Raw genomic sequence first — 22,034 nt, 5'->3', positions numbered from 1 at the left:
GCGTCTCCTCCTTCCGTCACCCGCCCCCTCCCGTCGCCCGCCCCCGCACGACTCCCACGTGGGCGACCGCTCCCCGCCGTCGCGACGCCTTCAGGCCGCGACCGTGCGGACCGGCGGTGCCGACACCGCCCCGGACTCGTACAGCGCGTGCGCCGCGCGCAGCACGATGTCGTCCCGGTGCCGGGCGGCGACGAGTTGCATGCCGATCGGCAGGCCGCGCTCGTCCGTCCCCACCGGCACCGTCGCGGCCGGCTGCTGGGTGAGGTTGAAGGGCTAGGTGAACGGGGTCCAGCCGGTCCAGCGGCGGTGCGCGGAGCCCGCCGGCACCTCCGGGCCCGCCTCGAACGCGGTCAGCGGCAGCGTCGGCGTCACCAGCAGGTCGTACCGCTCGTGGAAACGCCCCATGCGGCGGCCGAGGTCCGTGCGGGTGTCCACCGCCGCCAGGTAGTCCAGCGCGCTCATCCGCGCGCCCCGCGCGCAGATCTCCCGCAGCCCCGGATCGAGCAGCCCCCGCCGGTGCGGCGAGAACCGCTGGGTGATCCGCGCCGCGCCGCTGAACCACAGGGTGTGGAAGGACTCCACCGGATCGCTGAAGTCGGGGTCGGTCTCCTCGACGTACGCGCCGAGGCCGGCGAGGGCGGTCACGGTCCGCCGTACCGCCGCGGCCACCGCCGGCCGCACGGCCACCTGCCCGCCCAGCGACGGCGAGTACGCCACCCGCAGTCCCCGGACGCCCCCGGCCAGCGTCCCGGTGAAGGAGCCCGCGGGCGGCAGCGCCGACCAGTCGCGGGCGTCGGGCCCCGCGACCACATCGAGCAGCAGAGCCGCGTCGGCCGCGTCCCGGGTCATCGGACCGGCGTGGGACAGCGTGCCGAAGGGGCTCGCCGGATACAGCGGCACCCTGCCGTACGTCGGCTTCAGCCCGAAGATCCCGCAGAACGCGGCCGGGATCCGGATGCTGCCCCCGCCGTCCGTGCCCAGCGACAGCGGCCCCGCGCCGAGCGCGACCGCCGCCGCGCTGCCCCCGCTGGAGCCGCCGGCGGTGCGCGAGGTGTCGTACGGATTGCGGGTGACGCCGGTCAGCGGCGAGTCCGTGACCCCTTTCCAGCCGAACTCGGGCGTCGTCGTCTTGCCGAGGAACACCGCCCCGTGCTCCCGCAGCCGGGCCACCGAGGGTGCGTCCTCGTCGAAGACGCCCCGCTCGGACAGGGTGCGCGAGCCGCGCAGCGTCGGGTGGCCGCGCATCGGCAGCAGGTCCTTCACGGTCACCGGCACCCCGTCCAGCAGCCCCTCCGGCTCCCCGCGCCGCCAGCGCCGCGCCGACTCCCGGGCCCGCGCGAGCGCGTCCTGTTCGGTGAACCGGACGAACGCGTTCACCGCGGGCTGCGCGCGCCGGGCCGCCGCCAGTGCCTGCTCGACCGCCTCCACGGGACTGAACTCGCCCTTGCGGTAGCCGTCCAGGAGCCGGTGTGCCGTGAGGTCGGTGAGCTGCATGCACCCTCCATCGGGTCAGTGGCCGGGCACGTAGCCGCGCGTCTTGTCGACCACGTTCACCAGGGGTCTGCCCACCGCCCAGCGCTCGTACAACTCCACGAACTGCCGGCCGAGTTCATCCCGCCAGCCCACCGTGTCCCCGCTCATGTGGGGGGAGACGATCAGCCCTTCCAGGTCCCACAGCGGGCTGTCGGCGGGCAGCGGTTCGGCGGCGAACACGTCCAGGGCGGCGCCCGCGATCCACCGCCGGCTCAGGGCGCGGGCGAGCGCGTCCTCGTCCACGAGGTCGCCGCGCCCCACGTTCACGAAGAGCGCCGAGGGCTGCATCACGTCGAAGACGTGGGTGCCGAACATGCGGTACGTCGCCTCGGTCAGCGGCGCCGCCGCGATCACCCAGTCCGCGCGGGAGACCAGCCGGTCCAGGTCGGCCGGGCCGTACACCCCGGTCCGCGGCACCCGCCCGACCAGCGCCGCCGTCACGCCCAGCGCCTTCAGCATCCGTACGATCGCCCGCCCGATGGGCCCGGACCCGACCACGCAGGCACGGGTACCGGCCACCCGTCGGCTCTCCCGGTGCCGCCACACCCGCTCCCGCTGCTGCTCCAGGGTGCGTGGCAGGTCCTTGGCCACGGCCAGTACCAGCGCCGCCACGTACTCGGCGATCGGCTGCTCGAAGATCCCGCGCGCGTTGGTGACCACCGTGCCGGACGCGGCCAGTTCCGGGCACAGCAGATGGTCCACGCCCGCGCTCGCCGTGTGCACCCAGCGCGGCCGGGGCCCCGCGCCGGGCCACGCGTCGCGCACCGCGGTCGAGGTGAAGTCCCACACCAGCAGCGCGTCCGCCTCCAGCAGCCGCTCGGCCAGGTGCGCCGCGTCGGTGCGCACGATCCGGGCCCGCCCGGTCAGCCGGCCCAGCCGGGGCGGCGGCTCGGCGTCCAGCACCAGCAGGGTGGGCACGCTCCCCGTACGGGACGGCTCCCGGCGTCCCGCGGGACGGCTCCCGGCGTCCGGCATGCGCGGCTCCCGGCGGGTCGGTGGCGGGTGCGTCCCGGCGCCCCGGAGGTGCCCCTCCGGCCGCCCGGGATGCGCGGATCGCCCACGCTCGCACCCGAGCCCACCGGCGTCAACACGGGGGTGTCCGCGCTCGGCCGCCGGTGCGTTCGGCCGATCAGGTCACGATGTGGGCCGTCCCGCGGAGGCTGGGTACCCGGGCCGCGGGGCGTACCGGGCGGCGCTGTTCCCACGAGGCGGCGCGCGGGCGGGCCCGGTACCGTCCGATCGCACGCAGGAAGGCTGGACATGACCGCACTCGGATTCCTCTACCCGGGCCACTTCGCCGAGGACGACTATCCGCGCATCGAGCAGCTCCTGGGCAGCGACATCCGGGTGGACCTGGTCCACACCGAGTTCGGCGAGGACGCGCTCCGGGTGGACACGCTGCGGGGGGCGGGCCGCGCCGAGCGGCTCGGCGCGGGCATGGAGCGGCTGCGCCTCGCCGGTGCCGAGACCGTGGTGTGGGCGTGCACCGGGGGTGGCTTCGTGCACGGCTGGCAGGGCGCCCAGGAGCAGGTGCGCACGCTCGCCCGGCTGGCCGGGATGCCCGCCTCCTCGACGTCCTTCGGCTTCGTGCACGCGGCCCGTGAGCTGGGGGTGCGCCGGGTCGCCGTCGGTGCCACCTACCCCGGGGAGATCACCGCGCTGTTCGCGGACTTCCTGCGGGCCGGGGGCCTGGAGGTGACCGGGATGCGCTCCTCGGGGGCCGGTACGGCCGCCGAGGTCGCCGGGTGGGGCGAGGAGGAGGTGCTGACGCTGGCGCGGGCCGCGGACGAGGCGGACGCGGAGGCGGTGCTGCTGCCGGACACCGCCCTGCACACGGCCGCCCACCTCGGCCTGCTGGAGAAGACCCTGTCCAAGCCGGTCCTCACCGCGAACCAGGTCACCGTGTGGGAGGGGCTGCGGCTCGCCGACCGCCGGGTGAACGCGCCGGAACTCGGGGCGCTGTTCACCAGGGAGCCGATCGTCCAGGTGTGAGGGGCGGGCCCGGCCGGTGCGGGCGCGGCGGAATAAGCGGGGAGAGCCACCTGTTACCACCCTCCGGCACAGCTCACGCCGGGAACAGGAGGCCCCCACCGTGTCGGCAGACCAGGCAGCTCAGACACCCGAGGACCGCGCGGTCGCGGACGGCATCCGGGGTACGGCGCACGGCACCGCCCCCGTTCCGCTCTCCGTCCTGGACCTGGTGACCGTCGGCGCGGGCCGTACCGCCACCGACGCGCTGCGCACCAGCGTCGAGCTGTCCCGCCGCACCGAGGCCCGCGGCTTCCACCGGTACTGGGTGGCCGAACACCACTCCATGCCGGGCGTCGCCTCCTCCTCGCCGGCCGTGATCCTCGCCCACCTCGCCGCCCACACCGAGCGCATCCGGCTCGGCTCCGGCGGTGTGATGCTGCCCAACCACGCCCCGCTGGTGATCGCCGAGCAGTTCGGCACGCTGGAGGCGCTGGCACCGGACCGGATCGACCTCGGCCTCGGCCGCGCCCCCGGCACCGACGGGGCCACGGCCGCCGCCCTGCGCCGCGGCGGCACCCTGGACGAGGGCGCCGACGACTTCCCCGAGCAGCTGGCCGAGCTGATCCGCTTCCTGGACGACGACTTCCCCGACGGCCACCCCTACCGGCGCATCCACGCGATCCCCGGCCCGGTGCAGGGCAGCGCCCCGGGCGGGGTGCAGTCCGCGCACCGCCCGCCGGTGTGGCTGCTCGGCTCCTCCGGCTTCAGCGCGCAGCTGGCCGCGATGCTCGGTCTGCCGTTCGCCTTCGCGCACCACTTCTCCGCGCAGAACACCGTCCCCGCGCTCGACCTCTACCGCCGGACCTTCCGCCCCTCCCCGGTGCTCGCCGAGCCGTACGCCCTCATCGGCGTCTCCGCCCTCGCCACCGACGAGGAACACGAGGCCCGCCGGCAGACCCGCGCGATGGCCCTCAACATGCTCCGGCTGCGCATGGGCCGCCCCGGTCTCTTCCCCGACCCCGCGGAGGCCGATCGGGTGGAACTCGGTTCCATGGAGGAGGAGTTCATCGCCACCTGGTCCTCCAACGTGGTGCACGGCACCGCCGACGAGGTGCGCTCCGGCCTGGACGGGCTCCAGAAGCGCACCGGCGCCGACGAGTTGATGATCACCACGCACGCGCACCGGGGTGAGGTGCGGGTGCGTTCGTACGAACTCATCGCCGACGCCTACGGGTTGCCGGTCGCCGGGCAGTAGCCGGGCGGCTCCCGCGCCGCCGCCCGTGCCGCCCTCACGTGGTGGCGGTGTACGCCCGTGATCCCAGCAGTTCGGAGATACGGTCCGGTGGCACCGGGCGGGAGTACAGCCAGCCCTGGCCGGTGTCGCAGCCGATGCGACGCAGCCGGGTGGCCTGGGCGGAGGTCTCCACGCACTCGGCGGTGACCGTGAGGCCCAGGCGGTGGGCCAGTTGGATCATCGCCTCCACGATCACCTCGTCGGCGGGGTTGGGCGTGCCCCCCTTCGGTGCCTCCTCGTACTGGAAGCCGCGGACGAAGGAGCCGTCCAGCTTCAGTGCCGAGACCGGGAGCCGGCTGAGGTAGGCGAGGTTGGAGTAGCCGGTGCCGAAGTCGTCGATGGCGATGCGCACCCCCATGTCGCTGAGGGCCTGCAACGCCTGGATCGGGCGGCCCGCCGAGCCCATCACCGCGGACTCGGTCAGCTCCAACTGGAGGAGATGCGGGGCCAGTCCGGTGTCCGCCAGGGTCTGCGCCACATCGGCCACCAGGTCGGAGTCCCACACCTGGCGCACCGCCACGTTCACGCTGACGAAGATCGGCGGCTCGCCGGGATGGGCCAGCTGCCAGCGGCGGGCCTGCCGGCACGCGGTGACCAGCGCCCAGCGGCCGAGCTGCACGATCGAGCCGTCCTCCTCGGCCAGCCCGATGAACCGATTCGGCGTCAGCGTGCCGAACTGCGGATGGTGCCAGCGCACCAGCGCCTCCACCCCGGACAGCCGGCCGTCCTCCATGCCCACCAGCGGCTGGTACTCCAGGGCGAACTCGCCCCGCTCGATGGCGGGCCGAAGCGTGGAGGACAGCGCCTGCCGGGTCATCCGGTGCGCGTTGCGCTCGGGGTCGAACAGGGTCCAGCGGCCCTTGCCGTCCGCCTTCGCCCAGTAGAGCGTCGTATCCGCCGCCTGCATCAGACCGGTCGCCGTGGTGCCCGCCGCGTGGCGCTCCACGACCCCGATCGACGCCGTCAGCGACAGCCGCTGCCCGGCCAGGTCGAACGGTTCCTGGAGGGCCTCCAGCGCCGACTCGGCGAGATCGGCGAGCTGTTCGGTGCCGGTGGAGTCCTCCACCAGCAGCGCGAACTCGTCCCCGCCGAGCCGGGCCACCAGGGGGGTCGCGGCGCGCGCGTACCCGGCCTCGTCGGCGACCCTGGTCAGCCGCTCGGCCGCGGCCGCGAGCAGCCGGTCCCCGACGCGGTGGCCGAGGGTGTCGTTGACCGCCTTGAACCCGTCGAGGTCCAGGTAGCACAGCCCGATCCGGCCGGTGCCGCCCTGCTCGTACGACTCCGCCTCCAGCGCGGCGGAGAGGCGCTCGAAGAACAGGGTGCGGTTGGGCAGCCGGGTCACCGGGTCGTGCATCTGCAAGTGCCGCAGCCGCGCCTGGAGTTCACGGCGGGCGCTGATGTCGGTGACGGACAGCAGCACGCCCGCCTCGCCGTCGGTCAGGGGGACCACGGTGAGCTGCACCCACACCGAGGTCCCCCCGGGATGCTTCAGCCTGCGGGTGCAGCGCAGCCTGGCCTGCCGCCCGCAGAGCACCTCCCGATAGGCGTGCCAGGAACGGGCGTCGGCGGTCAGGTCCACCAGATCGGCGGCGGACCGGCCGGTGAGAGTGTCGCAGTCGGTGCCGAGCAGCTCGCCGAAGGCCGGGTTCGCGCGCAGGACGAATCCCTCGCGATCCACGACGGCCATGGCGAGCGGCGCCGCTCCGAAGACACGGTCGTAGGTGTTGTGATCACTGTATGTGACGGCTGACCGGTCGAGGTCTGCCGCGGGCGTCGGCCCTTCGGACGTTCCGCTCACCGCTCGCTCCCGCAGTGCACTCGATCTCTGTCCGTGCCGGAAAGTGTGCCGATCATAGAGGCTGGCCCCGGGCCCTTCCAGCCACCGTCCAGTGTCCCGGACCGGACAGACTTTCTGACAGATCGTTTCTGCCCGCACCTGGACGGGTTATTGAGGCCGTCGACCAGTTGTGACGTTCCGTGAGTGAATCGGGGGTGTCGAGCGCCGTAGTGCGCCGGCGCCCAAATGGGGAGTGCTCACCCTTCCGGTGTAGACAAACAGGGCATCGAGTGGCGAAACGCAGCAACCTGGGTGCGGGTCTGTCGAACCGCGTCCGGAGGTCATGTCCGTGCCCCTGCTTCGCAGCGCCGCCGCCGTGTGCACCACGCTGTCGGCGCTGGCCGCGACCTCGATCCTCACCGGCCCGTCGGTCGCCGAACCCTTCTCCACCACGCCGTGCGCCCTGCACCGCACCGAGGCCCACCACTCCGAGGGTGTCGACACCTGGGACTCCGACTACACGCGCCCCACCCGGGCGCTGGACGCGGTGATGATCTTCCTGTCCTTCCCGGACGCCACCCCGCGCACCACCCCGGCCGAGCTGGCCGCCGACCACTTCCCGGGGACCAGCCGGTACTTCGAGCTGGCCTCCTACGGCCGGTTCACCCTGCACCCGCATCCACTGACGCACTGGCTGCGTATGCCCCGTCCCTCGACGGCGTACGCCGTGCGGCGCGACTGGGCCGCCGACGACCGGGCCGCCTACCTGAACGACGCCTTCAGGGTGGCCGACAAAGCGGTGGACTTCTCCCGCTACCAGGTGGTGTATCTCGTCGCAGACCCGGACGCGCCCGGCGTGGACTCCGACGCCACCAAAGTCGTCAATCTCGATACGCCGCTCCATGTGGACGGCACGGATGTACGACGAGTCGTCACGGTGTTCGAGAAGCATCCGCCGGACCGGCTGGTTCTCGCCCATGAGAGCGGCCATGTCTTCGATCTGCCCGATCTCTACCACCGCCCGGCGGACGGCAAGGGCGACTGGGACACGTACGTCGGCGACTGGGACCTGATGGGCAGCCAGTTCGGTCTCTCGCCCGACCTGTTCGCCTGGCACAAGTGGCGGCTCGGGTGGCTGGATCCGCGCCAGGTGACATGTGTACGCGGCGCGGGCCCGACCCGGATCACCCTGGAACCCCTCGCCGCGGGGCCCGGCGTCTCCGTGCGGGGCGCCGGCGGGGCGCCCGCCTTCGGGCTCGGCGACGGGGTGAAACTGGCCGTGGTGCGCACCGGCCCCGACAGCGTCCTCGCCTTCGAGGCCCGCACCGCCGCCGGCAATGACCGCGGCACCTGCCGCGAGGGCATCCTCGTCTACCGGGTGCGCAGCGGCGCCGAGTCCGGCGGCGGCCCCATCGAGGTCGTCGACGCCCACCCGCACACCTCGGCCTGCCCCGACGGCTCCGTCTACCCGCCCCTGGCCGACGCCCCGGTCGCCCTGGGCGAGAGCTTCACCGTCCCGGGGGAGGGGGTGAAGGTCGAGGTGGAGGACCGGACGCCTTCGGGTGCGTGGACGGTGCGGGTCACGCCGCGGATCACGGGCTGACCTCCCGGCCGACGGCGCTCGGCCGACCCGGCGGGGGTGCGGGCGGCGAAGCCCTCACGGCGCGCGACGAGGCCGTACGAAAACAGCGATGGCGAGATCCAACCGTGTTTTAACGGTCAGAACTCGCCATCGCCATCGCGTGCGCCGCCAGGGACTCGAACCCCGGACCCGCTGATTAAGAGTCAGCTGCTCTAACCAACTGAGCTAGCGGCGCCTGCTGACGTCGTAGACCTTAGCATCCGGACTGGTGGGAGGAAAAATCGATATCCGCACCGCCGCCCGTGCCGCCCGCACCGCCGCCCACAGGATCACCTCCGGGCCCGGTAACCAGGGGTGCAGTGCGTCCGGGGCGACCAGCCAGCGGGGGTCGGCCGAGGTGTCGCCGTCGGAGGCGGGGACGGTCACCGCGTCCCCCGTGCCGTGGCACAGCAGGGGTGGAACGGTCGCCGTCCGGTGCGAGCCCCATTCCTCCCAGGCCAGCAGCGAGGGCAGCCGGTGGGCGGTGCCGGGGGCGCAGAACAGCAGCATCCGGCCACGGGACATCGCGACCGGGCCGGAGCCGGGGCCGTCGTCCCAGAGCCGGTCCAGCATCCGGCGCCCGAAGACGACCGGAGCGCTCACCACGTCGAAGACGGTGCCGCAGGGCAGCACGGCCGGGGCGGGCGCGCGCCGCGGGTACGCCCCGGCCGAGGCGAGCCAGGCGGCACCGTCGGAGGTGACGCGGGTGACGTTCGGTGTACCGCTCATGCCGACCAGGTCTACCGGCAGTGAACAACCGGTTCTGCTGAGTTGCGGAAAATCGGGACAAGGAGCCGGGGAGGGGAGTATCTTGCCCGCCTGGCATATGCCAGATGGGAATCACGTCAGGTTGTCACACGGGGACCCCGCGCCGGGTCACACGGGATCGGCGGTGGTCGCGCCCTCGGTGTTCCCGCGCATCAGATCCCGGCCGAACTCGACCATCTTCTTGGCATAGTCCTCCGTCCACTCCGCGCGCTCGGCGATGTCGGCGGCGGTCAGCCGGTCGAACCGGCGCGGATCGGCGAGCTGGGCCGCGGCGATGGCCTGGAATTCCACGGCACGGTCGGCGGCCGCGCGGAACGCCTGGGCCAGCTCCGTCGCCCGGGACAGCAGCGCCCGGGGGTCCTCCATGGACTCCAGCTGGAAGAAGTGCTCGGGATCGGCGGCCGCTTCCGCGGGCTCGAAGATCAGGGGCGCGGGGCGTAGCCGCGGTTCGTTCCGACGCGGCGTGGGCTCCGCCATGTCTTCATCTCCTCCTCGTACGGCTTTCGTGACCGGCCCCGCGGGTCTGCCGGGCCACCGTCCATTGTCCCGCGTGCGCGCAAGGGGCCCGGCGACCGCGGGCATCAGGGCCGCCAGCCCACCCGGTGCTCCGCCAGGTGCGCCAGCACCGCGTGGTTCGCCTCCCAGCCGTCGGGAAACTTGACCAGCGTGCCCAGCTGGACCGGTTCGGTGGAGGGATAGTCGTCCAGGAGGTCGCTCACGCCCTCGCGGCAGACCACGACGCAGGCGTGGCGGTGCCGGGAGGCGAGGACGCACAGGCGGCCGGTCTCCAGGTGGAAGGCGGTGGCGTCGGGACGCCCGGAGAGCGGGTGCAGGACGACCGTGATGTCGTACTCGCGGCCCTGGAGCCGGTTCGCCGTGTCGACGGTCACTCCGAGGACGCCCAGGTCTGCCAGGGCGGCGCGCACCGCGGCCGCCTGGTCGCGATGGGCGGTGCCGACGGCGATCCGGGCGGCGGTGAGGGGGACCGGGTCGGGTGAGCGCTCGGAGACGGCCGCGCCGCCCCGGTCCAGCAGGCGGCGGACGACCGCCGCCACCGCCCGCACCGCCTCCGGGTCCGTACGCGGGGTGTGCCGGGCGGGCAGTTCCAGCAGGCCCCAGCCGGTGGCGGCCGCCTCGTCGATCACCCGGTCCGGGCCCGAGCCGTCGGAGGGCACGGCGAAGCTGAGCCTGCGGTCGCCGGGTCCGGTGCCGCTGCGGAACGGCGTGTACGGGTAGAACGCGTCCGAGACCAGGGGCGCGGCGGAGGCGGGCAGCCGCCAGGAGACCGGCAGCCGGTGCTGCGGCAGCCCGGGGTTGTGGGCGAGCAGCGTGGTGACGGCGGAGGCCGAGGGGTCGTACGACAGCCCTGCCCACTGCTCGCTGCCGACGATCGCGAACGGGTCCAGCTGGCCGGGATCGCCCACGAACAGCGCCCGCTCGAACAGGCCGGCCACCGCGAGCAGCGAGTCCGAGCGCATCTGGTACGCCTCGTCCACGATCGCGTGCCGCCAGGGCTCGTCCACCCGCACGTGCGCCCACTTCGCGGCGGTGGACAGCACCACCGGCAGCCCGGCGAGGTCGGCCGCCTTCGCCGACGTACGCACCTGGGGCAGCTCGTCCAGCGCCTTGTCGTAGGCGTCGGCGTCGCTGCTGTGCAGCCGGCCCACCGGCAGCTCGGGGTTCTTCTCGGCGAGGCGCAGCACCAGGTCGTCCACCTGGGCGTTGGTCTGCGCCACCACCATCAGCGGGCGCCCCGCCTCCGCGAGTTCGAGGGCCGCCCGCACCACCAGGGTCGACTTGCCCGCGCCGGGCGGCGAGTCGACCACCACGCCCCGCTCGGTGGCGCCCAGCGTGTCCCGGAGGATCGCGTCCGTGGCGCGGGCGGCGGCGGCCCCGGGGTCGGCGTCGACGGTGGTCACAGCACGTCCTCCTCGGTGATCCGGTCGGCGGCCTCCGGTACGGCCTCGCCGGGCGGCCCGCCGTGCGTCCACGGGGTCTCCTCCGGGTCGGGCAGCTTCGCCCCGCCGCGCTGCTCGTGCTCGAAGAGGGTGAAGCAGACCCGGTCGCCCTTCTCCGGCACCGAACCCGGCTCCGGCTCCTTGCCGCGGCCCATCTTGTCCAGGATCCGCAGCACGATCGCGTCCTCGGCCGCCCGCTCCACGAACTGGGCCGACTGCGGCCGGCCCGCCAGCGAGCGGTACACCTTCGCGCGCTCCGCCAGGTGCGGCCGGTCCTCGGTGCGGACCGTCACCAGCGGGCGCGGGCTCGGCCGCCTGCCCTCGCCGTACGCCATGACGACCTCGGTCACCTCGCCCGCGAACGCCTCCCCGGCCAGCCGCCGCCCCGCCATCACCAGCGGATCGTCCAGCGCCTCCTGCGCCTCCAGACGGGCCTGTTCCCGCTCCCGGGTGGCCAGTTTGTTCGCCGCCGTCACCGCGTCGTCCCGGCGCGGCTGCGGGGGTTCCCCGGCCAGCACCCGGTCCCGGTGCCCGGTGAACGACCAGCGGTCCCGCGTCCAGCGCTCCTCGGCATGCCCGCCGGCCGGCAGCGCCCGCAGCAGGTCCAGGCCCCGCCACACCGCGTCCCAGGTGGGCCGGGCCTGGCTCTCGATCAGCTCGCGGATCTCCCGCTCGGCCCGGGTGAGCGCGGCCAGCCGGTCGTCCGCCTCCAGCGGGTCCTCGGCGGCGGCGAGGGCGGTGCGCGCCCGGTCGTACCGCTCGATCGCCGGGGCCAGCAGCTTGTTGTCGAACGCCGGGTCGGTGGCCGGGCCGGCCGGCGGACACCGCAGCTGCCCGGCCGGGTCCCGGGCCAGCTCCGCCTCTCGCGCGGCCTCGGCGCCGCTCGTCCCGGCCGGGGGGTCGAGCCAGGCCAGCAGCGCGCCCAGATGCTGGTCCTCCAGGCCCGACTGGCCGGTCGCCCAGTGCCGGGAGAGCACATCGGTGAGGGCGAGCAGCAGCGCGGAGCCGGGAACCCGGGACCGCTCCCCGTAGTGGGTGAGCCAGCGCCCGAGCAGCGGCACCCGGGGCGGCGCCGGATAGGGCGCCTGCGGGTCCTGCTCCGCGGTGCGGCGGAACCGCATGGAGCGGCCGAGCAGCCGGACGAACGCGAGGCCCGTGCGGCTCGGCACGATCAGCTGGGGCGCGTCCGCGCACAGCTCCGTCTCGACCTTGACCCGCTTGCCGGTCTCCGGGTCGGTCTCGGTGCGCTCGGCGGTCTCCACGTCGGCCGCGTGGGAGTCGATGTACGGAAGGATCACGTCGGCCAGCTCGGCCAGGAACGTGAAACGCAGATCGCGGTCGCGGGGCTGCGGCACCACCAGCAGCCGCGGCGCGTCCCGGTCGGTGCCGACCAGCGCGCCGAGCGGGGCGCCGGCCTCGCCCGCGGTGGTGAGCGGCACGAACACCAGCGGACGGCCGGAGAGATGCCGGTGCCGCACGGTCGCGGTGGGCTGCGCCCGGCCGCTGCCGACGGCCTCCAGGCGGGCGAGGGTGTCGATCAGCGGCATACGGCCGCCACCTCCCGGTTCCGGGCCTCCTGGAGTGCCTCCGCGCGCAGGGCCGCCGCCCGGCGCAGGGCCGCGACCGCCGGATCGTCCGGGTCGCCCAGCTCGCCGTGGGCCGCCGCGAGGACGTCCTCGACCGTGGTCAGGCCGCCCAGTTCGGCGCGCAGCGGGCGGCCGAGGCGGGTGACGGCGCCGGCCGCGCGGGCGCGCTCGCGGCAGTGGAAGGCCAGTTCACAGGTGGACAGGCACTCGGGCGCGTACGTCGCCGGGACCGCGGCCACCGCGGCCGTCAGCTCCTCGGAGTCCCGGTCGGGCGCGAAACAGGTGCCCTCGGGCAGCGCGTCGGCGATCTCCTCGATCCGGGTGAGCCGGGCGAGCTGCCGCGCGGTGACCGCCCGCTGCTTGCGCACGTCCACGGCGGAACCGGTCGGCAGGTTCGAGAAGTCCTCGGGGCACACCAGCAGCACCCGGTGGCGCACCCGCGGGGCGGGGTCGAGCCGGGCGGCGACGTCCTCCAGGGCGAGGACGTACACCGCGGACTGGCGGGCGGCGGCGCCCACCTTCGCCGGGTCCGCCGAACCGTCCAGCATCGGGAAGGACTTGATCTCCACCACGGACCAGCTGCCGTCCGGGTGCACCACCACCGCGTCCGGCTCCAGGAACGCGAGCGAGCCCGCCACGTCCAGGGCGAGCATCGGGTGGTCGAGCAGCGTCCAGCCGCCCGCGCGGGTGGCCTCGCGCAGTGCGAGGGCCGTACGTGCCGTACGGCCCTCGGGGCCCTGGGCGCTCAGGTCGGGCACCGCGGCGGATTCCGGGGTGTCGGCGCCCGGGTCGAGCCTGGTGTGCGCGAGGCGCAGCAGTTCGGCGCCGCCGTCCGCCTTCACCTTCGCCTCGAACGCGTTGCCCCGGGTCAGCGCGAACTGGGACTGGCCGAAGCCGGAGGGCGCCCCCAGCGCGCTGGCCAGCGTGGCCTTGTCCACCCCGGCGCCGTCCAGGATCGCCCGCCTGCGGCACCCGGGGTTCGCGGCCAGCGCCGCGAGGGCGCGCGCGTCCAGGGCCTTCGCCGGTACGTCGGTGCCGCGCAGCTCAGCGAGCCGGTGCCGCAGCCCCGTCGCCCGCGTCCGTGGGGGAGGGGTCCGGCTCGGCTCCGGTGCCGGGCCGCGACTCGCGCTGCCGTGGAATTCGCTCACCCGCGGAAGTCTGGCATCCGCCACTGACAATCGGGGAGTCCCCGGCCCCGGAGCCCTTGAACAGCCGGGCGCGGACCAGGTCGGCTGCCCGCAGCACCCGCGGCGCGAGCAGGTGGCCGACGCCCATCACGGCGATGCCGGCGAGCGCGTCCAGGAGGTAGTGGTTGGCGGTGCCCATGACGATCAGCGCGGTGCCCAGCGGATAGAGCACGGCCAGCACCTTGGTGAGCCGGGTGCCGCCGTGCCGCCACAGCATCACCCCGCACCACAGCGCCCAGCCGACGTGCAGGCTCGGCATCGCCGCGTACTGGTTGGTCATGCCGCCCAGGCCGCGCGGGGCGCTGGCGTCGCCGCCCCACCAGCCGTACGAGCTGTAGTGGGCCATGGTGTCCACGAAGCCGTGGTCCGCGGCGAGCAGCCGGGGCGGGCAGGTCGGCACCAGGGTGAAGCCGATCAGTCCGATGAACGTGGAGGTCATCAGCCAGGCGCGGGCCCGCCGGTAGTGCTCGGCGCGGTTGCGGAACAGCCAGACCAGGATCGCGGGCGTGACCAGGTAGTGCAGCGAGGCGTACCAGAAGTCCGCGGGTATCCCGAGCCAGGGCTGGCGGGTGAACAGGCGGTTGAGCGGGTGCTCGATGTCCAGGTGGAGCAGCTTCTCGGCGTGCAGCAGGGCCAGGCCGTGGTCCACGGCGCCCTCGACGTCGCCGCGTACCAGGAGGCGGCCGGCCGAGTAACAGCCGTAGACCAGCAGGAGCAGCGGCAGCTCGGTCCACCAGCGCAACCGGGTGCGGGGCCCCACCTCGGTGCCCGGTGTCTCGGTCTGCGCCATCCGATCGCCCTCCCCCTTCTGCGGTACGGCCGCCCGGCGGGCGACCGTGCCACTTTACGGTGTCCGTCTGTGACTCTTGCGGGTGCACCCGAGCCGCCCCGGTGTGGGCGGCCCCGGCCCACGAAGACGCCGGGACCGGGCGCGGGGTTGCCCCTGGGGAGTGAGCGATGATGGAGGGACCGACTCCTGTTGTTCCCGTGACGTCCTCTGGGCGTCCTGTTCCCGGAAAGGTCCCCCATGGCACCGCGCATCCTGCTGGCCCGGCACGGACAGACGGCTTGGTCGCTGTCCGGCAAGCACACCGGCAGGACCGACGTGCCGCTCCTGGCGGAGGGCCGGCACGGCGCGAAGCTGCTCGGCGAGCGCCTGCACCGGGCGCCGCTGGACGGGCTGCCCGGTGCGGCGGTGCGCACCAGCCCGCTCGTGCGCGCCGCGGAGACCTGCGAGCTGGCCGGGTTCGGGGAGCGGGCCGAGACCTGGGACGCGCTGACGGAGTGGGACTACGGCGCGTACGAGGGTCTGACCCCGGCCCAGATCCAGGCGATCCGCCCCGGCTGGCTGATCTGGCGCGACGGCGTCCCCCAGGGGGAGACCCTCGCCGAGGTCACCGCCCGCGCGGACGAGGTCGTCGGCTGGGCACGCTCCGCCGACCGCGACGTCCTCCTCTTCGCCCACGGCCACATCCTGCGTTCCCTGGCGGCGCGCTGGCTGGGCTTCCCGCTGGACTTCGCGGCCCGCATCCGTCTGAACCCGACGTCCCTGTCGATCCTGGGCTGGGCGTACGGCGAGCCCGCGCTGGAGAGCTGGAACGACGTGGGGCATCTGGCCGGTTAGGGTCTGCCCGCCGTCCGTCCGCGCCGCGTGGGCGCGAGCGGCCGCACGGGGACCCGCGGTATGCGGCCCGGTGGCGAACAGCCGCCCGCGGCCCGGCGGTGGCCAGATGATGGCCCGGCGGCGGGCGGAACCCGCCCGCCCCTTGCGTCAGGCTCCCGCCACCCTCGGATACGCCTTGTGCCGGTCGAGGAAGTCCGAGACCCCCGACGCCCTGCGGTGCGGCAGCAGCACCCGTGCCGTCCCGGCCAGCATGGTCTGGATGCGTGACGACTGCACCTGGCCCAGCAGCGACAGCACCCGCACCCCCGCCTGTGCCGCCTCGTCGGGACGACCCTCGCGGGCGAGGTCGTCGGCGAGCTCCGCCGTGTACAGGGCGATGTTCCGGGTGAAGTGGGGATCCTGGAGGTCCGCCGCCCGCTGGGCGTGCCGGGACGCCCGCGGCCAGTCGCCCAGCATGGACCAGCACTGCGCCTCCAACCCCTCCAGCTCGGCCTCGCCGTAGAAGCTCATCCACTCGGGGTCGGCCGCGGAGCGCCCCCGTGCGAACAGGGCCTGCGCCCGCGCGAGCGCCCGCGCGCAGCCGGTGCGGTCGGCCAGCCCCGCCCAGCCCCCCGCCTCGCGCAGCGCGAGCAGGGAGTTCAGCCGGTCGGAGCCGAGCGGCCGGGCCGCCCGCTGCGCGGCCTGTGCCGCGCGGACCGCCTCCCTGGGCCGCCCCGCGTCCCGCGCCAGGAACGCGGTGTTGCAGAAGGCGTGCGCCTCCAGGCCCTCGTCCCCGGTCATCCGGGCCGTGGCCAACGCCTCGGCGTAGTGCGAGCGCGCGTCGTCGAAGCGGCCGGAGTCGTGCGCCAGCCAGCCCACGGAGATGGCGAGTTCACCCGCGCCCGTGTGCAGCCGCTCGACGGTGGCCTGCCGGGTGGCGCCGGCGTCCAGCAACGCGTACGCCGCGCGCAGGGGGGCCGCCGCGCGCCGGTACAGACCGTCCGCGCCGTGCCGGTCGTCGAGCAGCCTGATCCGTCGGACCGCCTCCTCCAGGGCCGTGGCCTCGGTGCTCCCGGGCCGGCGCGAGCGGCGGGGCGCGGGTACGGCGTCCTGGGTGAGCCCCAGCGGGCCCAGCGCGGCGGCGGCCACGGTGGCCCCGCCGGTCATGAATGCGCGACGCAGCACGTCGCTCTCCTCGTGGTTCGGATGGTCGTACGGGTACGGCCCCTCGGGGTCGCACACCTCGTGCGGGTCATACGGGTCGTGCGAGTGGTGCTGGTCCGGTGGCTCGAACGCGTCGCCCGGGTGCCCGGCCGCGACCTCCTGCGCCCCGGCCCCGGTGAGCGCCCGCGGCGCCGTCCGCGCCGCGCGGCCGCGGACGGACGAGCGGGGCGCGAAGCCGAGGTCGGCGAGCGTACGACCGGGGAACATGTGCAGGAACACCCGCTCGTAGGCGTAGTTCGGGCAGCGGATCTCACCCGCCTCGACCCGCCCCACGTAGCGCGCGTCACAGCTCACCCGCTCACCGATCTCCCGCGCGGCCCGCCGCACCAGCGCCGCGAACTCGGCCGGTGAGCGCCGGCCGCGCAGCCGCCGGAAGGCGAGGTTCGGCCGGGGTGGCCGCTCGGGCTGTGACGAGGTCACGGTAGACGACGCCATGGCCGGGTCCTCTCGTGCGAACCGTCGAACCATGCCGGTACCGGGGCGGGTTCGGGACATGGCGCCCGAGCGGTGCCCTGGTTCCGGCGAGCAAGAACGTACCGGCTGTGAGGGTCCCGCCACGCTCGGTTTGGCCACAAAAGCGGATATCTCATCCGTGATCTGCCATGAAGTGCCATCCTTTGCGGCGCACTTGTGCCGTAGCCGTTGACAAGGTGACGCGTTGAACGTGTTGACCGCGACAGTGCTGTGTGGTGGAGGCGGGCATGGAGACCAGCCAGAGCAATGAACCGTGTACCTCGCCGCTGCCGCCCACCTCGGGCGACACGGTGTGCGACCTGGTGACCGTCCCGGCCCGGCAGGGCCTGGAAGCGGTCGACATCCTGCGGCGCGGTGCCGCGGAAGCGGTCGGACCGGTGCTGCACGACGACGACCGGGACACCCTCGGCTTCCTGGTGCCCGCGGGCACCGCGGCCGGCTGGGACGTGCCGGGCAGCACCTGCACGGAGACCGACGGGCGCGGGATGCGTCTCGCCCCGGAGCCCCCGGTCGCGGGCGCCGACTGGCTCCTGCCCCCCGGCGACGACGCCGATCTCGCCACCGACCCGGCCGTCCTGCGCGAGGCCCTCGGCGAGGCGGCGCGTCTGATCGAGGCCGCCGACAGATGCCGCTGAAACGTTTATCGCGGGGACCTGGGAAAATGGGCGGATGGGCAGGTCCAGGAACCCGCGGCGCGCAGCCGCCGCCGTCACCGCCGTGGAGGAAGCCGTCGACGGCGGTCTCGCACGGCTCGTCCCCGATCCGGACCGCGGCCGGGCCTGGACGCTGCTGATCGACGGGGCGCCCCAGTCGCACGTCGACCTGGACGACCCCGCGTATCTCTCCTTCGAGTACCAGCGCCGCATCGGCCACGTCATCGACCTCGCCGCCCCGCCCGGCAAGCCCCTGCACGCCGTGCACCTGGGCGGCGGCGCCCTCACCCTCGCCCGCTACGTCGCCGCCACCCGCCCCCGGTCCACCCAGCAGGTCGTGGAGTGGGACGCGAGCCTCGTGCGACTGGTCCGGCGGGAGCTGCCGCTGGACCCGAACGCCCGGATCCGGGTGCGGTCGACGGACGCGCGTGCGGGACTCGGCAAGGTGCCCGACGGCTGGGCCGACCTGATCGTCGCCGACGTCTTCAGCGGCGCCCGCACCCCCGCCCACCTCACCTCCACCGAGTTCCTGGACGAGGTCCGCCGAGCCCTGAAACCGTCCGGGGTCTACGCCGCCAATCTCGCCGACGGCCCGCCGCTCGCCCATCTGCGCGGCCAGATCGCCACCGTGGCCGCCCGGTTCGCCGAACTCGCGCTGATCGCCGACCCGGCCGTCCTGCGCGGCAAACGGTTCGGCAACGCGATCCTGGTCGCCTCCGACCTGCCCCTGCCGCTGGCCGAACTCACCCGGCGCGCCGCCGGCGACCCGCACACCGCCCGGGTCGAACACGGCCGTCAGCTCACCGACTTCACCGGCGGCGCGCCGCCGGTGACGGACGCGGCGGCCGTGGACTCCCCGGCGCCGCCGCCCTCCGTGTTCCGCTGATCCACGGCGGTCCGGGTCAGTAGGTGCCGATCTCCACGTGCGGCGGACCGTCGTGCCAGGTGCAGAACACCGACACCCGGTCCGTGCCCCGGCTGAACTCCACCCGGATCCACGTCTGCGTCTTCCAGACCTGCATCGACCAGCCGGCCCCCGGTGTCGCCGAGACGAGCGTGGCATCGGCCGCGCCCAGCTCGAACACCGCGCGGCCGCCGTCGGTGTCGTACGCCTTGACCTCGCCGGAGGGGGTGGCGGACGGGGTGGGCGCGGCGGCGGGACCCGGGGAGCGTCGGACGGTCGCCGTGGGGGAGGACGACGGGGACAGGGACGGGGACGCGGGGCGGGACCGGGACGGCCGGTGAGGTGTCGGCCCGGCCGTGGCCGTAGCCGCCGTCGCCGTCGTCCCCACGACCGGCAGCGCGCGCGGCGGGTCGTACGCCGTCCCCGCCATCACCGTGTGCACACCCCACCACGACAGCGTGACCGCCGCGCCCGTCGCGAGCAGCCAGGCCAGTACGTGTACGAGTCCTCTGCGCATCGCGTCCATCCTGCCCCACCGGTCACACCGGGCCGGCACCGGTCGTCCACAGCCGCGGAGTTGTCCACAGCCCCGCACCGGGCTCTCGCGCATGGCGTACGGTGCGGCGCATGGCAAGTGTGCTCGTGGTCGAGGACGACCAGTTCGTACGCTCGGCGCTCATCCGGCAGTTGACCGACTCCTCGCACACCGTGCGCTCCGTCGGTACGGCACTGGAGGCGCTGCGCGAGGTCGCCCACCACCGTTTCGACGTGGTCATCCTGGACCTCGGACTGCCGGACCTGGACGGCTCGGAGGCCCTGAAGATGCTGCGCGGCATCACCGATGTGCCCGTCATCATCGCCACCGCCCGGGACGACGAGGCCGAGACGGTAAGGCTGTTGAACGCGGGCGCGGACGACTACCTGACCAAGCCGTTCTCCGCCGGCCACCTCTCCGCCCGGATCGCGGCGGTGCTGCGCCGGGCCCGCGCCACCGGCGGCGAGGTGCCGCCCTCCACCGTGCTGCGCGTCGGCGGCCTGACCGTGGACCCGCTGCGCCGGCAGGCCGAGCTGGACGGCACCCGGCTCGACCTCACCCGCCGCGAGTTCGACCTGCTCGCCTTCCTCGCCGGGCGCCCCGGCGTCGTCGTCCCCCGCAGGGAACTGCTCGCCGAGGTCTGGCAGCAGTCGTACGGCGACGACCAGACCATCGACGTCCATCTGTCCTGGCTGCGCCGGAAACTGGGGGAGACGGCGGCCCGGCCGCGCTATCTGCACACCTTGCGGGGCGTCGGCGTGAAGCTGGAACCCCCGGCGGACCCGGAGCCGGCGCGATGAGGTGGGCCCTGGTCAAGGTCTGCCTGGCGGTCACCACCATGGTCGTCGTCGCCTTCGCCGTGCCGCTCGGCCTGGTGGTCCGCGAGATGGCCCGCGACCGCGCCTTCACGGGCGCAGAGCGGGAGGCCGCCGCCGTGGCACCCGCGCTGTCCATCACCACCGACCGGGACGAACTGGAGCGGGTGGTGGCCGCCGCGGGCGCCGGCTCCGGGATGGCCGTCCACCTGCCCGCCGAGGGCACCCGCGCCGCGCTCGACATAGGCGCCTCCCGGGCCACCGGCCACGACGTCCAGGCGGTACGGCGGCTCGGCCGGGCCTCCACCGCCACCGTCACCGGCGGCTTCGCCCTGCTGCAACCGGTGGCGCTCGGCTCCGGCGCGATCGCCGTGGTCGAGGTGTACGTCCCGGAGTCCGAGGTGACCAACGGCGTCGGCACCGCCTGGGCGGTGCTGGCCGGCGTCGGACTCGCACTGATCGTCGGCTCGGTCGCCGTCGCCGACCGGCTCGGCGTGCGCATGGTGCGGCCCGCGCGGCGGCTGGTCGAGGGCGCGCGGGAGCTGGGCGAGGGCGAGCTGTGCGCCCGGGTACCGGAGGAAGGCCCGACCGAACTGCGGCTCGCGGCGGTCGCGTTCAACTCCATGGCCGACCAGGTCGTCCAACTCCTCGCGGGCGAGCGGGAGCTGGCCGCCGACCTCTCCCACCGGCTGCGCACCCCGCTGACCGTCCTGCGGCTGAACGCGGCCTCGCTGGGCGCCGGTCCGGCCGCCGAGCAGACCCGCGCGGCCGTCGCCCAGCTGGAGCGCGAGGTGGACACCATCATCCGCACGGCGCGGGAGGCCAAACCCCGCACGGCCGCGCCCGGTCCCGGCGCCGGGTGCGACGCGGCCGAAGTGGTGCGTGCGCGCATGGAGTTCTGGTCCGCGCTCGCCGAGGACGAGGGCCGCACCTGGCGGCTGGCCGGAGTGGACCGCCCGGTGCGGGTGCCGGTGGCCCGCGCCGACCTGGCCGCGGCCCTCGACGCCCTGCTCGGCAACGTCTTCCGGCACACCCCGGAGGGCACCGCCTTCGCGGTGGACGTGCACCGGGGCGAGGACGCGGTGATCGTGCTGGTCTCCGACGCGGGCCCCGGCATACCCGACCCCGAGGCGGCGCTGGCCCGCGGCCGGGGCTCGGGGGCCACAGGCTCGACCGGGCTCGGCCTCGACATCGTGCGCCGGCTCGCCGAGTCCACCGGCGGCGACGTCCGCATCGGCGCCTCGGTGCTGGGCGGCAGCGAGATACGCATCCGCTTCCAGCGGGACGCGCGAGGGCCGCGGCGGCGGGGACACCGGGGCGCCGTGCGGCGGCGCGGGGCACGCCGACTGGTCTCGACCTTTAACCGGCCCCGATCCCTTCCTTAAGCGAACCCTAAGGACCACGACGGGCGTCCGCATCAAGCGGTTTGCCCGATTCCGGCTCGCTAGCGTGCTGCCGCACCACCCCCCCATGACGAACGAAGGCAGGCACGCGCATGAGCACCCACCGGCGCAGGATCAGTGGCAGGAACAAGGCGATAGGCGGCATCGTCGCCGCGGCCGTGGTCGGCGGCGGCGCGCTCCTGTTCACGGGCACGGCGAACGCGGCGGGGGTGAACGCCGCGTACACCAGGACCAGCGACTGGTCCACCGGCTACACCGGCCAGTACGTCGTCACCAACAACAGCACCCAGCAGGAGAAGACCTGGACCCTGGAGTTCGACCTGCCGGCCGGGGCGAAGCTGTCCTCGCTGTGGAACGGCGAGTCGAGCGTCAGCGGGAGCCATGTCACGGTCCGCCCCGCGAGTTGGGACACCGCCGGTCTCGCCCCCGGCAAGTCGGTGACCGTCGGCTTCGTGGTCGAGGGCGGCGGCGCCCCGACGGGCTGCCGCATCGACAACAGCTCCTGCTCCACCGACGACGGCCCGGCCCCCGAACCGAGCGGCCGCCCCACCGAGACCGGCACCCCGACCCCGGCCCCCACCCCCACGAAGACCGCCACCCCCACCCCCACGCCGACCACGAGCACCGGTTCCGGCACCACCGCGTCCGCCGGGTTCGCCCCCTACGTGGACACCTCCCTCTACCCGGCCTTCGACCTGCTCGGCGCCGCCGACGTCACCGGGGTGAAG

General features: G+C 74.6%; 19 protein-coding genes, 1 tRNA gene and 1 pseudogene. 9 read left to right on the top strand and 12 right to left on the bottom strand.

Annotation, left to right across the window (positions count from 1 at the left end; all coding sequences use genetic code 11):
• Positions 1-90 precede the first annotated feature (90 nt).
• Both VT52_RS29740 and VT52_RS29735 read right to left on the bottom strand, forming a co-directional pair.
• Positions 91-1,494: pseudogene (locus tag VT52_RS29740) on the bottom strand (amidase).
• A 15-nt stretch (positions 1,495-1,509) separates the two neighbouring features.
• Positions 1,510-2,508: a D-2-hydroxyacid dehydrogenase gene (locus VT52_RS29735; protein WP_046416585.1), complete on the bottom strand. Its 999-nt coding sequence runs from the start codon at positions 2,506-2,508 to the stop codon at positions 1,510-1,512.
• Positions 2,509-2,793: 285 nt separating this feature from the next.
• Here VT52_RS29735 and VT52_RS29730 point away from each other — a divergent pair, with 285 nt between their 5' ends.
• Together VT52_RS29730 and VT52_RS29725 are read left to right on the top strand one after the other, a co-directional pair.
• A complete protein-coding gene (locus VT52_RS29730; protein WP_046416584.1) occupies positions 2,794-3,525 on the top strand; it encodes a maleate cis-trans isomerase family protein in 732 nt (243 codons plus the stop codon).
• A 100-nt stretch (positions 3,526-3,625) separates the two neighbouring features.
• Positions 3,626-4,759: an LLM class flavin-dependent oxidoreductase gene (locus tag VT52_RS29725; protein WP_046416583.1), complete on the top strand. Its 1,134-nt coding sequence runs from the start codon at positions 3,626-3,628 to the stop codon at positions 4,757-4,759.
• Positions 4,760-4,793: 34 nt separating this feature from the next.
• On the opposite strand, the gene VT52_RS29720 is transcribed toward VT52_RS29725, so the two are convergent.
• Positions 4,794-6,596, bottom strand: coding sequence for a putative bifunctional diguanylate cyclase/phosphodiesterase (locus VT52_RS29720; protein ID WP_046416582.1), 1,803 nt, complete (start codon positions 6,594-6,596; stop codon positions 4,794-4,796).
• A 322-nt stretch (positions 6,597-6,918) separates the two neighbouring features.
• On the opposite strand from VT52_RS29720, the gene VT52_RS29715 reads away from it, so the two are divergent.
• Positions 6,919-8,178, top strand: a complete 1,260-nt coding sequence (locus VT52_RS29715) for a M6 family metalloprotease domain-containing protein (RefSeq protein WP_046416580.1) — start codon at positions 6,919-6,921, stop codon at positions 8,176-8,178.
• A gap of 140 nt (positions 8,179-8,318) precedes the next feature.
• Here VT52_RS29715 and VT52_RS29710 read toward each other — a convergent pair.
• The 7 genes from VT52_RS29710 to VT52_RS29680 all read right to left on the bottom strand — a co-directional run bounded on the left by VT52_RS29710 (position 8,319) and on the right by VT52_RS29680 (position 14,485).
• A tRNA-Lys gene (locus VT52_RS29710) sits at positions 8,319-8,392 on the bottom strand.
• Positions 8,383-8,925 (bottom strand): hypothetical protein, encoded by a 543-nt coding sequence (locus VT52_RS29705; RefSeq protein ID WP_063888329.1) that lies wholly within the window; start codon positions 8,923-8,925, stop codon positions 8,383-8,385. The genes VT52_RS29710 and VT52_RS29705 overlap by 10 nt, the downstream gene beginning before the upstream one ends.
• A 147-nt stretch (positions 8,926-9,072) precedes the next feature.
• The gene (locus tag VT52_RS29700) at positions 9,073-9,441 is read right to left on the bottom strand and encodes a hypothetical protein (protein ID WP_046416578.1); all 369 of its coding nucleotides are present in this window, start codon (positions 9,439-9,441) and stop codon (positions 9,073-9,075) included.
• Positions 9,442-9,545: 104 nt separating this feature from the next.
• Positions 9,546-10,883, bottom strand: coding sequence for an AAA domain-containing protein (locus VT52_RS29695; protein WP_046416576.1), 1,338 nt, complete (start codon positions 10,881-10,883; stop codon positions 9,546-9,548).
• Complete coding sequence (locus VT52_RS29690; RefSeq protein ID WP_046416575.1) at positions 10,880-12,469, bottom strand: hypothetical protein; 1,590 nt, start codon at positions 12,467-12,469, stop codon at positions 10,880-10,882. The genes VT52_RS29695 and VT52_RS29690 overlap by 4 nt, the downstream gene beginning before the upstream one ends.
• Positions 12,460-13,656 (bottom strand): hypothetical protein, encoded by a 1,197-nt coding sequence (locus VT52_RS29685; RefSeq protein ID WP_079175358.1) that lies wholly within the window; start codon positions 13,654-13,656, stop codon positions 12,460-12,462. Before VT52_RS29685 ends, VT52_RS29690 begins: the two co-directional genes overlap by 10 nt.
• Positions 13,553-14,485: a phosphatase PAP2 family protein gene (locus VT52_RS29680; protein ID WP_046416574.1), complete on the bottom strand. Its 933-nt coding sequence runs from the start codon at positions 14,483-14,485 to the stop codon at positions 13,553-13,555. The genes VT52_RS29685 and VT52_RS29680 overlap by 104 nt, the downstream gene beginning before the upstream one ends.
• Positions 14,486-14,722: 237 nt before the next feature.
• Between VT52_RS29680 and VT52_RS29675 the strand changes: the two genes are divergently transcribed.
• Positions 14,723-15,319 carry a histidine phosphatase family protein gene (locus tag VT52_RS29675; RefSeq protein WP_046416573.1) on the top strand — a complete coding sequence of 199 codons (597 nt, stop codon included), beginning with the start codon at positions 14,723-14,725 and terminating at the stop codon, positions 15,317-15,319.
• Positions 15,320-15,466: 147 nt separating this feature from the next.
• Here the strand turns inward: VT52_RS29675 and VT52_RS29670 are convergent, their stop codons facing one another.
• Positions 15,467-16,957, bottom strand: coding sequence for an NsdA family TPR-like regulatory protein (locus tag VT52_RS29670; protein ID WP_107481484.1), 1,491 nt, complete (start codon positions 16,955-16,957; stop codon positions 15,467-15,469).
• Between the two features lie 266 nt (positions 16,958-17,223).
• On the opposite strand from VT52_RS29670, the gene VT52_RS29665 reads away from it, so the two are divergent.
• Both VT52_RS29665 and VT52_RS29660 read left to right on the top strand, forming a co-directional pair.
• The gene (locus tag VT52_RS29665; RefSeq protein WP_046416599.1) at positions 17,224-17,631 is read left to right on the top strand and encodes a hypothetical protein; all 408 of its coding nucleotides are present in this window, start codon (positions 17,224-17,226) and stop codon (positions 17,629-17,631) included.
• 34 nt (positions 17,632-17,665) lie between these two features.
• Positions 17,666-18,535: a spermidine synthase gene (locus tag VT52_RS29660; RefSeq protein ID WP_046416570.1), complete on the top strand. Its 870-nt coding sequence runs from the start codon at positions 17,666-17,668 to the stop codon at positions 18,533-18,535.
• Between the two features lie 16 nt (positions 18,536-18,551).
• On the opposite strand, the gene VT52_RS29655 is transcribed toward VT52_RS29660, so the two are convergent.
• Positions 18,552-19,070: a hypothetical protein gene (locus VT52_RS29655; protein ID WP_046416568.1), complete on the bottom strand. Its 519-nt coding sequence runs from the start codon at positions 19,068-19,070 to the stop codon at positions 18,552-18,554.
• A 110-nt stretch (positions 19,071-19,180) separates the two neighbouring features.
• Between VT52_RS29655 and VT52_RS29650 the strand changes: the two genes are divergently transcribed.
• The 3 genes from VT52_RS29650 to VT52_RS29640 form a co-directional block, all read left to right on the top strand.
• The gene (locus tag VT52_RS29650; RefSeq protein ID WP_046416566.1) at positions 19,181-19,888 is read left to right on the top strand and encodes a response regulator transcription factor; all 708 of its coding nucleotides are present in this window, start codon (positions 19,181-19,183) and stop codon (positions 19,886-19,888) included.
• A complete protein-coding gene (locus VT52_RS29645) occupies positions 19,885-21,288 on the top strand; it encodes a sensor histidine kinase (protein ID WP_046416565.1) in 1,404 nt (467 codons plus the stop codon). Before VT52_RS29650 ends, VT52_RS29645 begins: the two co-directional genes overlap by 4 nt.
• A 110-nt stretch (positions 21,289-21,398) precedes the next feature.
• On the top strand, positions 21,399-22,034 hold a 636-nt coding region (locus tag VT52_RS29640), incomplete at its 3' end, for a cellulose binding domain-containing protein (RefSeq protein ID WP_206306639.1).

This window comes from Streptomyces malaysiense, assembly GCF_000980885.2.
Lineage (GTDB): Bacteria > Actinomycetota > Actinomycetes > Streptomycetales > Streptomycetaceae > Streptomyces > Streptomyces malaysiense.
The sequence above is the reverse complement of the archived record's forward strand: the minus strand, read 5'-3'. Positions and strand labels throughout refer to the sequence as shown.

Excerpts from the sequence above, each read along its gene's own strand:
- VT52_RS29735 (WP_046416585.1), bottom strand. The coding sequence starts at position 2,508 with ATGCCGGACGCCGGGAGCCGTCCCGCGGGACGCCGGGAGCCGTCCCGT.
- VT52_RS29730 (WP_046416584.1), top strand. The coding sequence starts at position 2,794 with ATGACCGCACTCGGATTCCTCTACCCGGGCCACTTCGCCGAGGACGAC.
- VT52_RS29715 (WP_046416580.1), top strand. The coding sequence starts at position 6,919 with ATGTCCGTGCCCCTGCTTCGCAGCGCCGCCGCCGTGTGCACCACGCTG.
- VT52_RS29705 (WP_063888329.1), bottom strand. The coding sequence starts at position 8,925 with ATGAGCGGTACACCGAACGTCACCCGCGTCACCTCCGACGGTGCCGCC.
- VT52_RS29700 (WP_046416578.1), bottom strand. The coding sequence starts at position 9,441 with ATGGCGGAGCCCACGCCGCGTCGGAACGAACCGCGGCTACGCCCCGCG.
- VT52_RS29690 (WP_046416575.1), bottom strand. The coding sequence starts at position 12,469 with ATGCCGCTGATCGACACCCTCGCCCGCCTGGAGGCCGTCGGCAGCGGC.
- VT52_RS29680 (WP_046416574.1), bottom strand. The coding sequence starts at position 14,485 with ATGGCGCAGACCGAGACACCGGGCACCGAGGTGGGGCCCCGCACCCGG.
- VT52_RS29675 (WP_046416573.1), top strand. The coding sequence starts at position 14,723 with ATGGCACCGCGCATCCTGCTGGCCCGGCACGGACAGACGGCTTGGTCG.
- VT52_RS29670 (WP_107481484.1), bottom strand. The coding sequence starts at position 16,957 with ATGGCGTCGTCTACCGTGACCTCGTCACAGCCCGAGCGGCCACCCCGG.
- VT52_RS29665 (WP_046416599.1), top strand. The coding sequence starts at position 17,224 with ATGGAGACCAGCCAGAGCAATGAACCGTGTACCTCGCCGCTGCCGCCC.
- VT52_RS29660 (WP_046416570.1), top strand. The coding sequence starts at position 17,666 with ATGGGCAGGTCCAGGAACCCGCGGCGCGCAGCCGCCGCCGTCACCGCC.
- VT52_RS29655 (WP_046416568.1), bottom strand. The coding sequence starts at position 19,070 with ATGCGCAGAGGACTCGTACACGTACTGGCCTGGCTGCTCGCGACGGGC.
- VT52_RS29650 (WP_046416566.1), top strand. The coding sequence starts at position 19,181 with ATGGCAAGTGTGCTCGTGGTCGAGGACGACCAGTTCGTACGCTCGGCG.
- VT52_RS29645 (WP_046416565.1), top strand. The coding sequence starts at position 19,885 with ATGAGGTGGGCCCTGGTCAAGGTCTGCCTGGCGGTCACCACCATGGTC.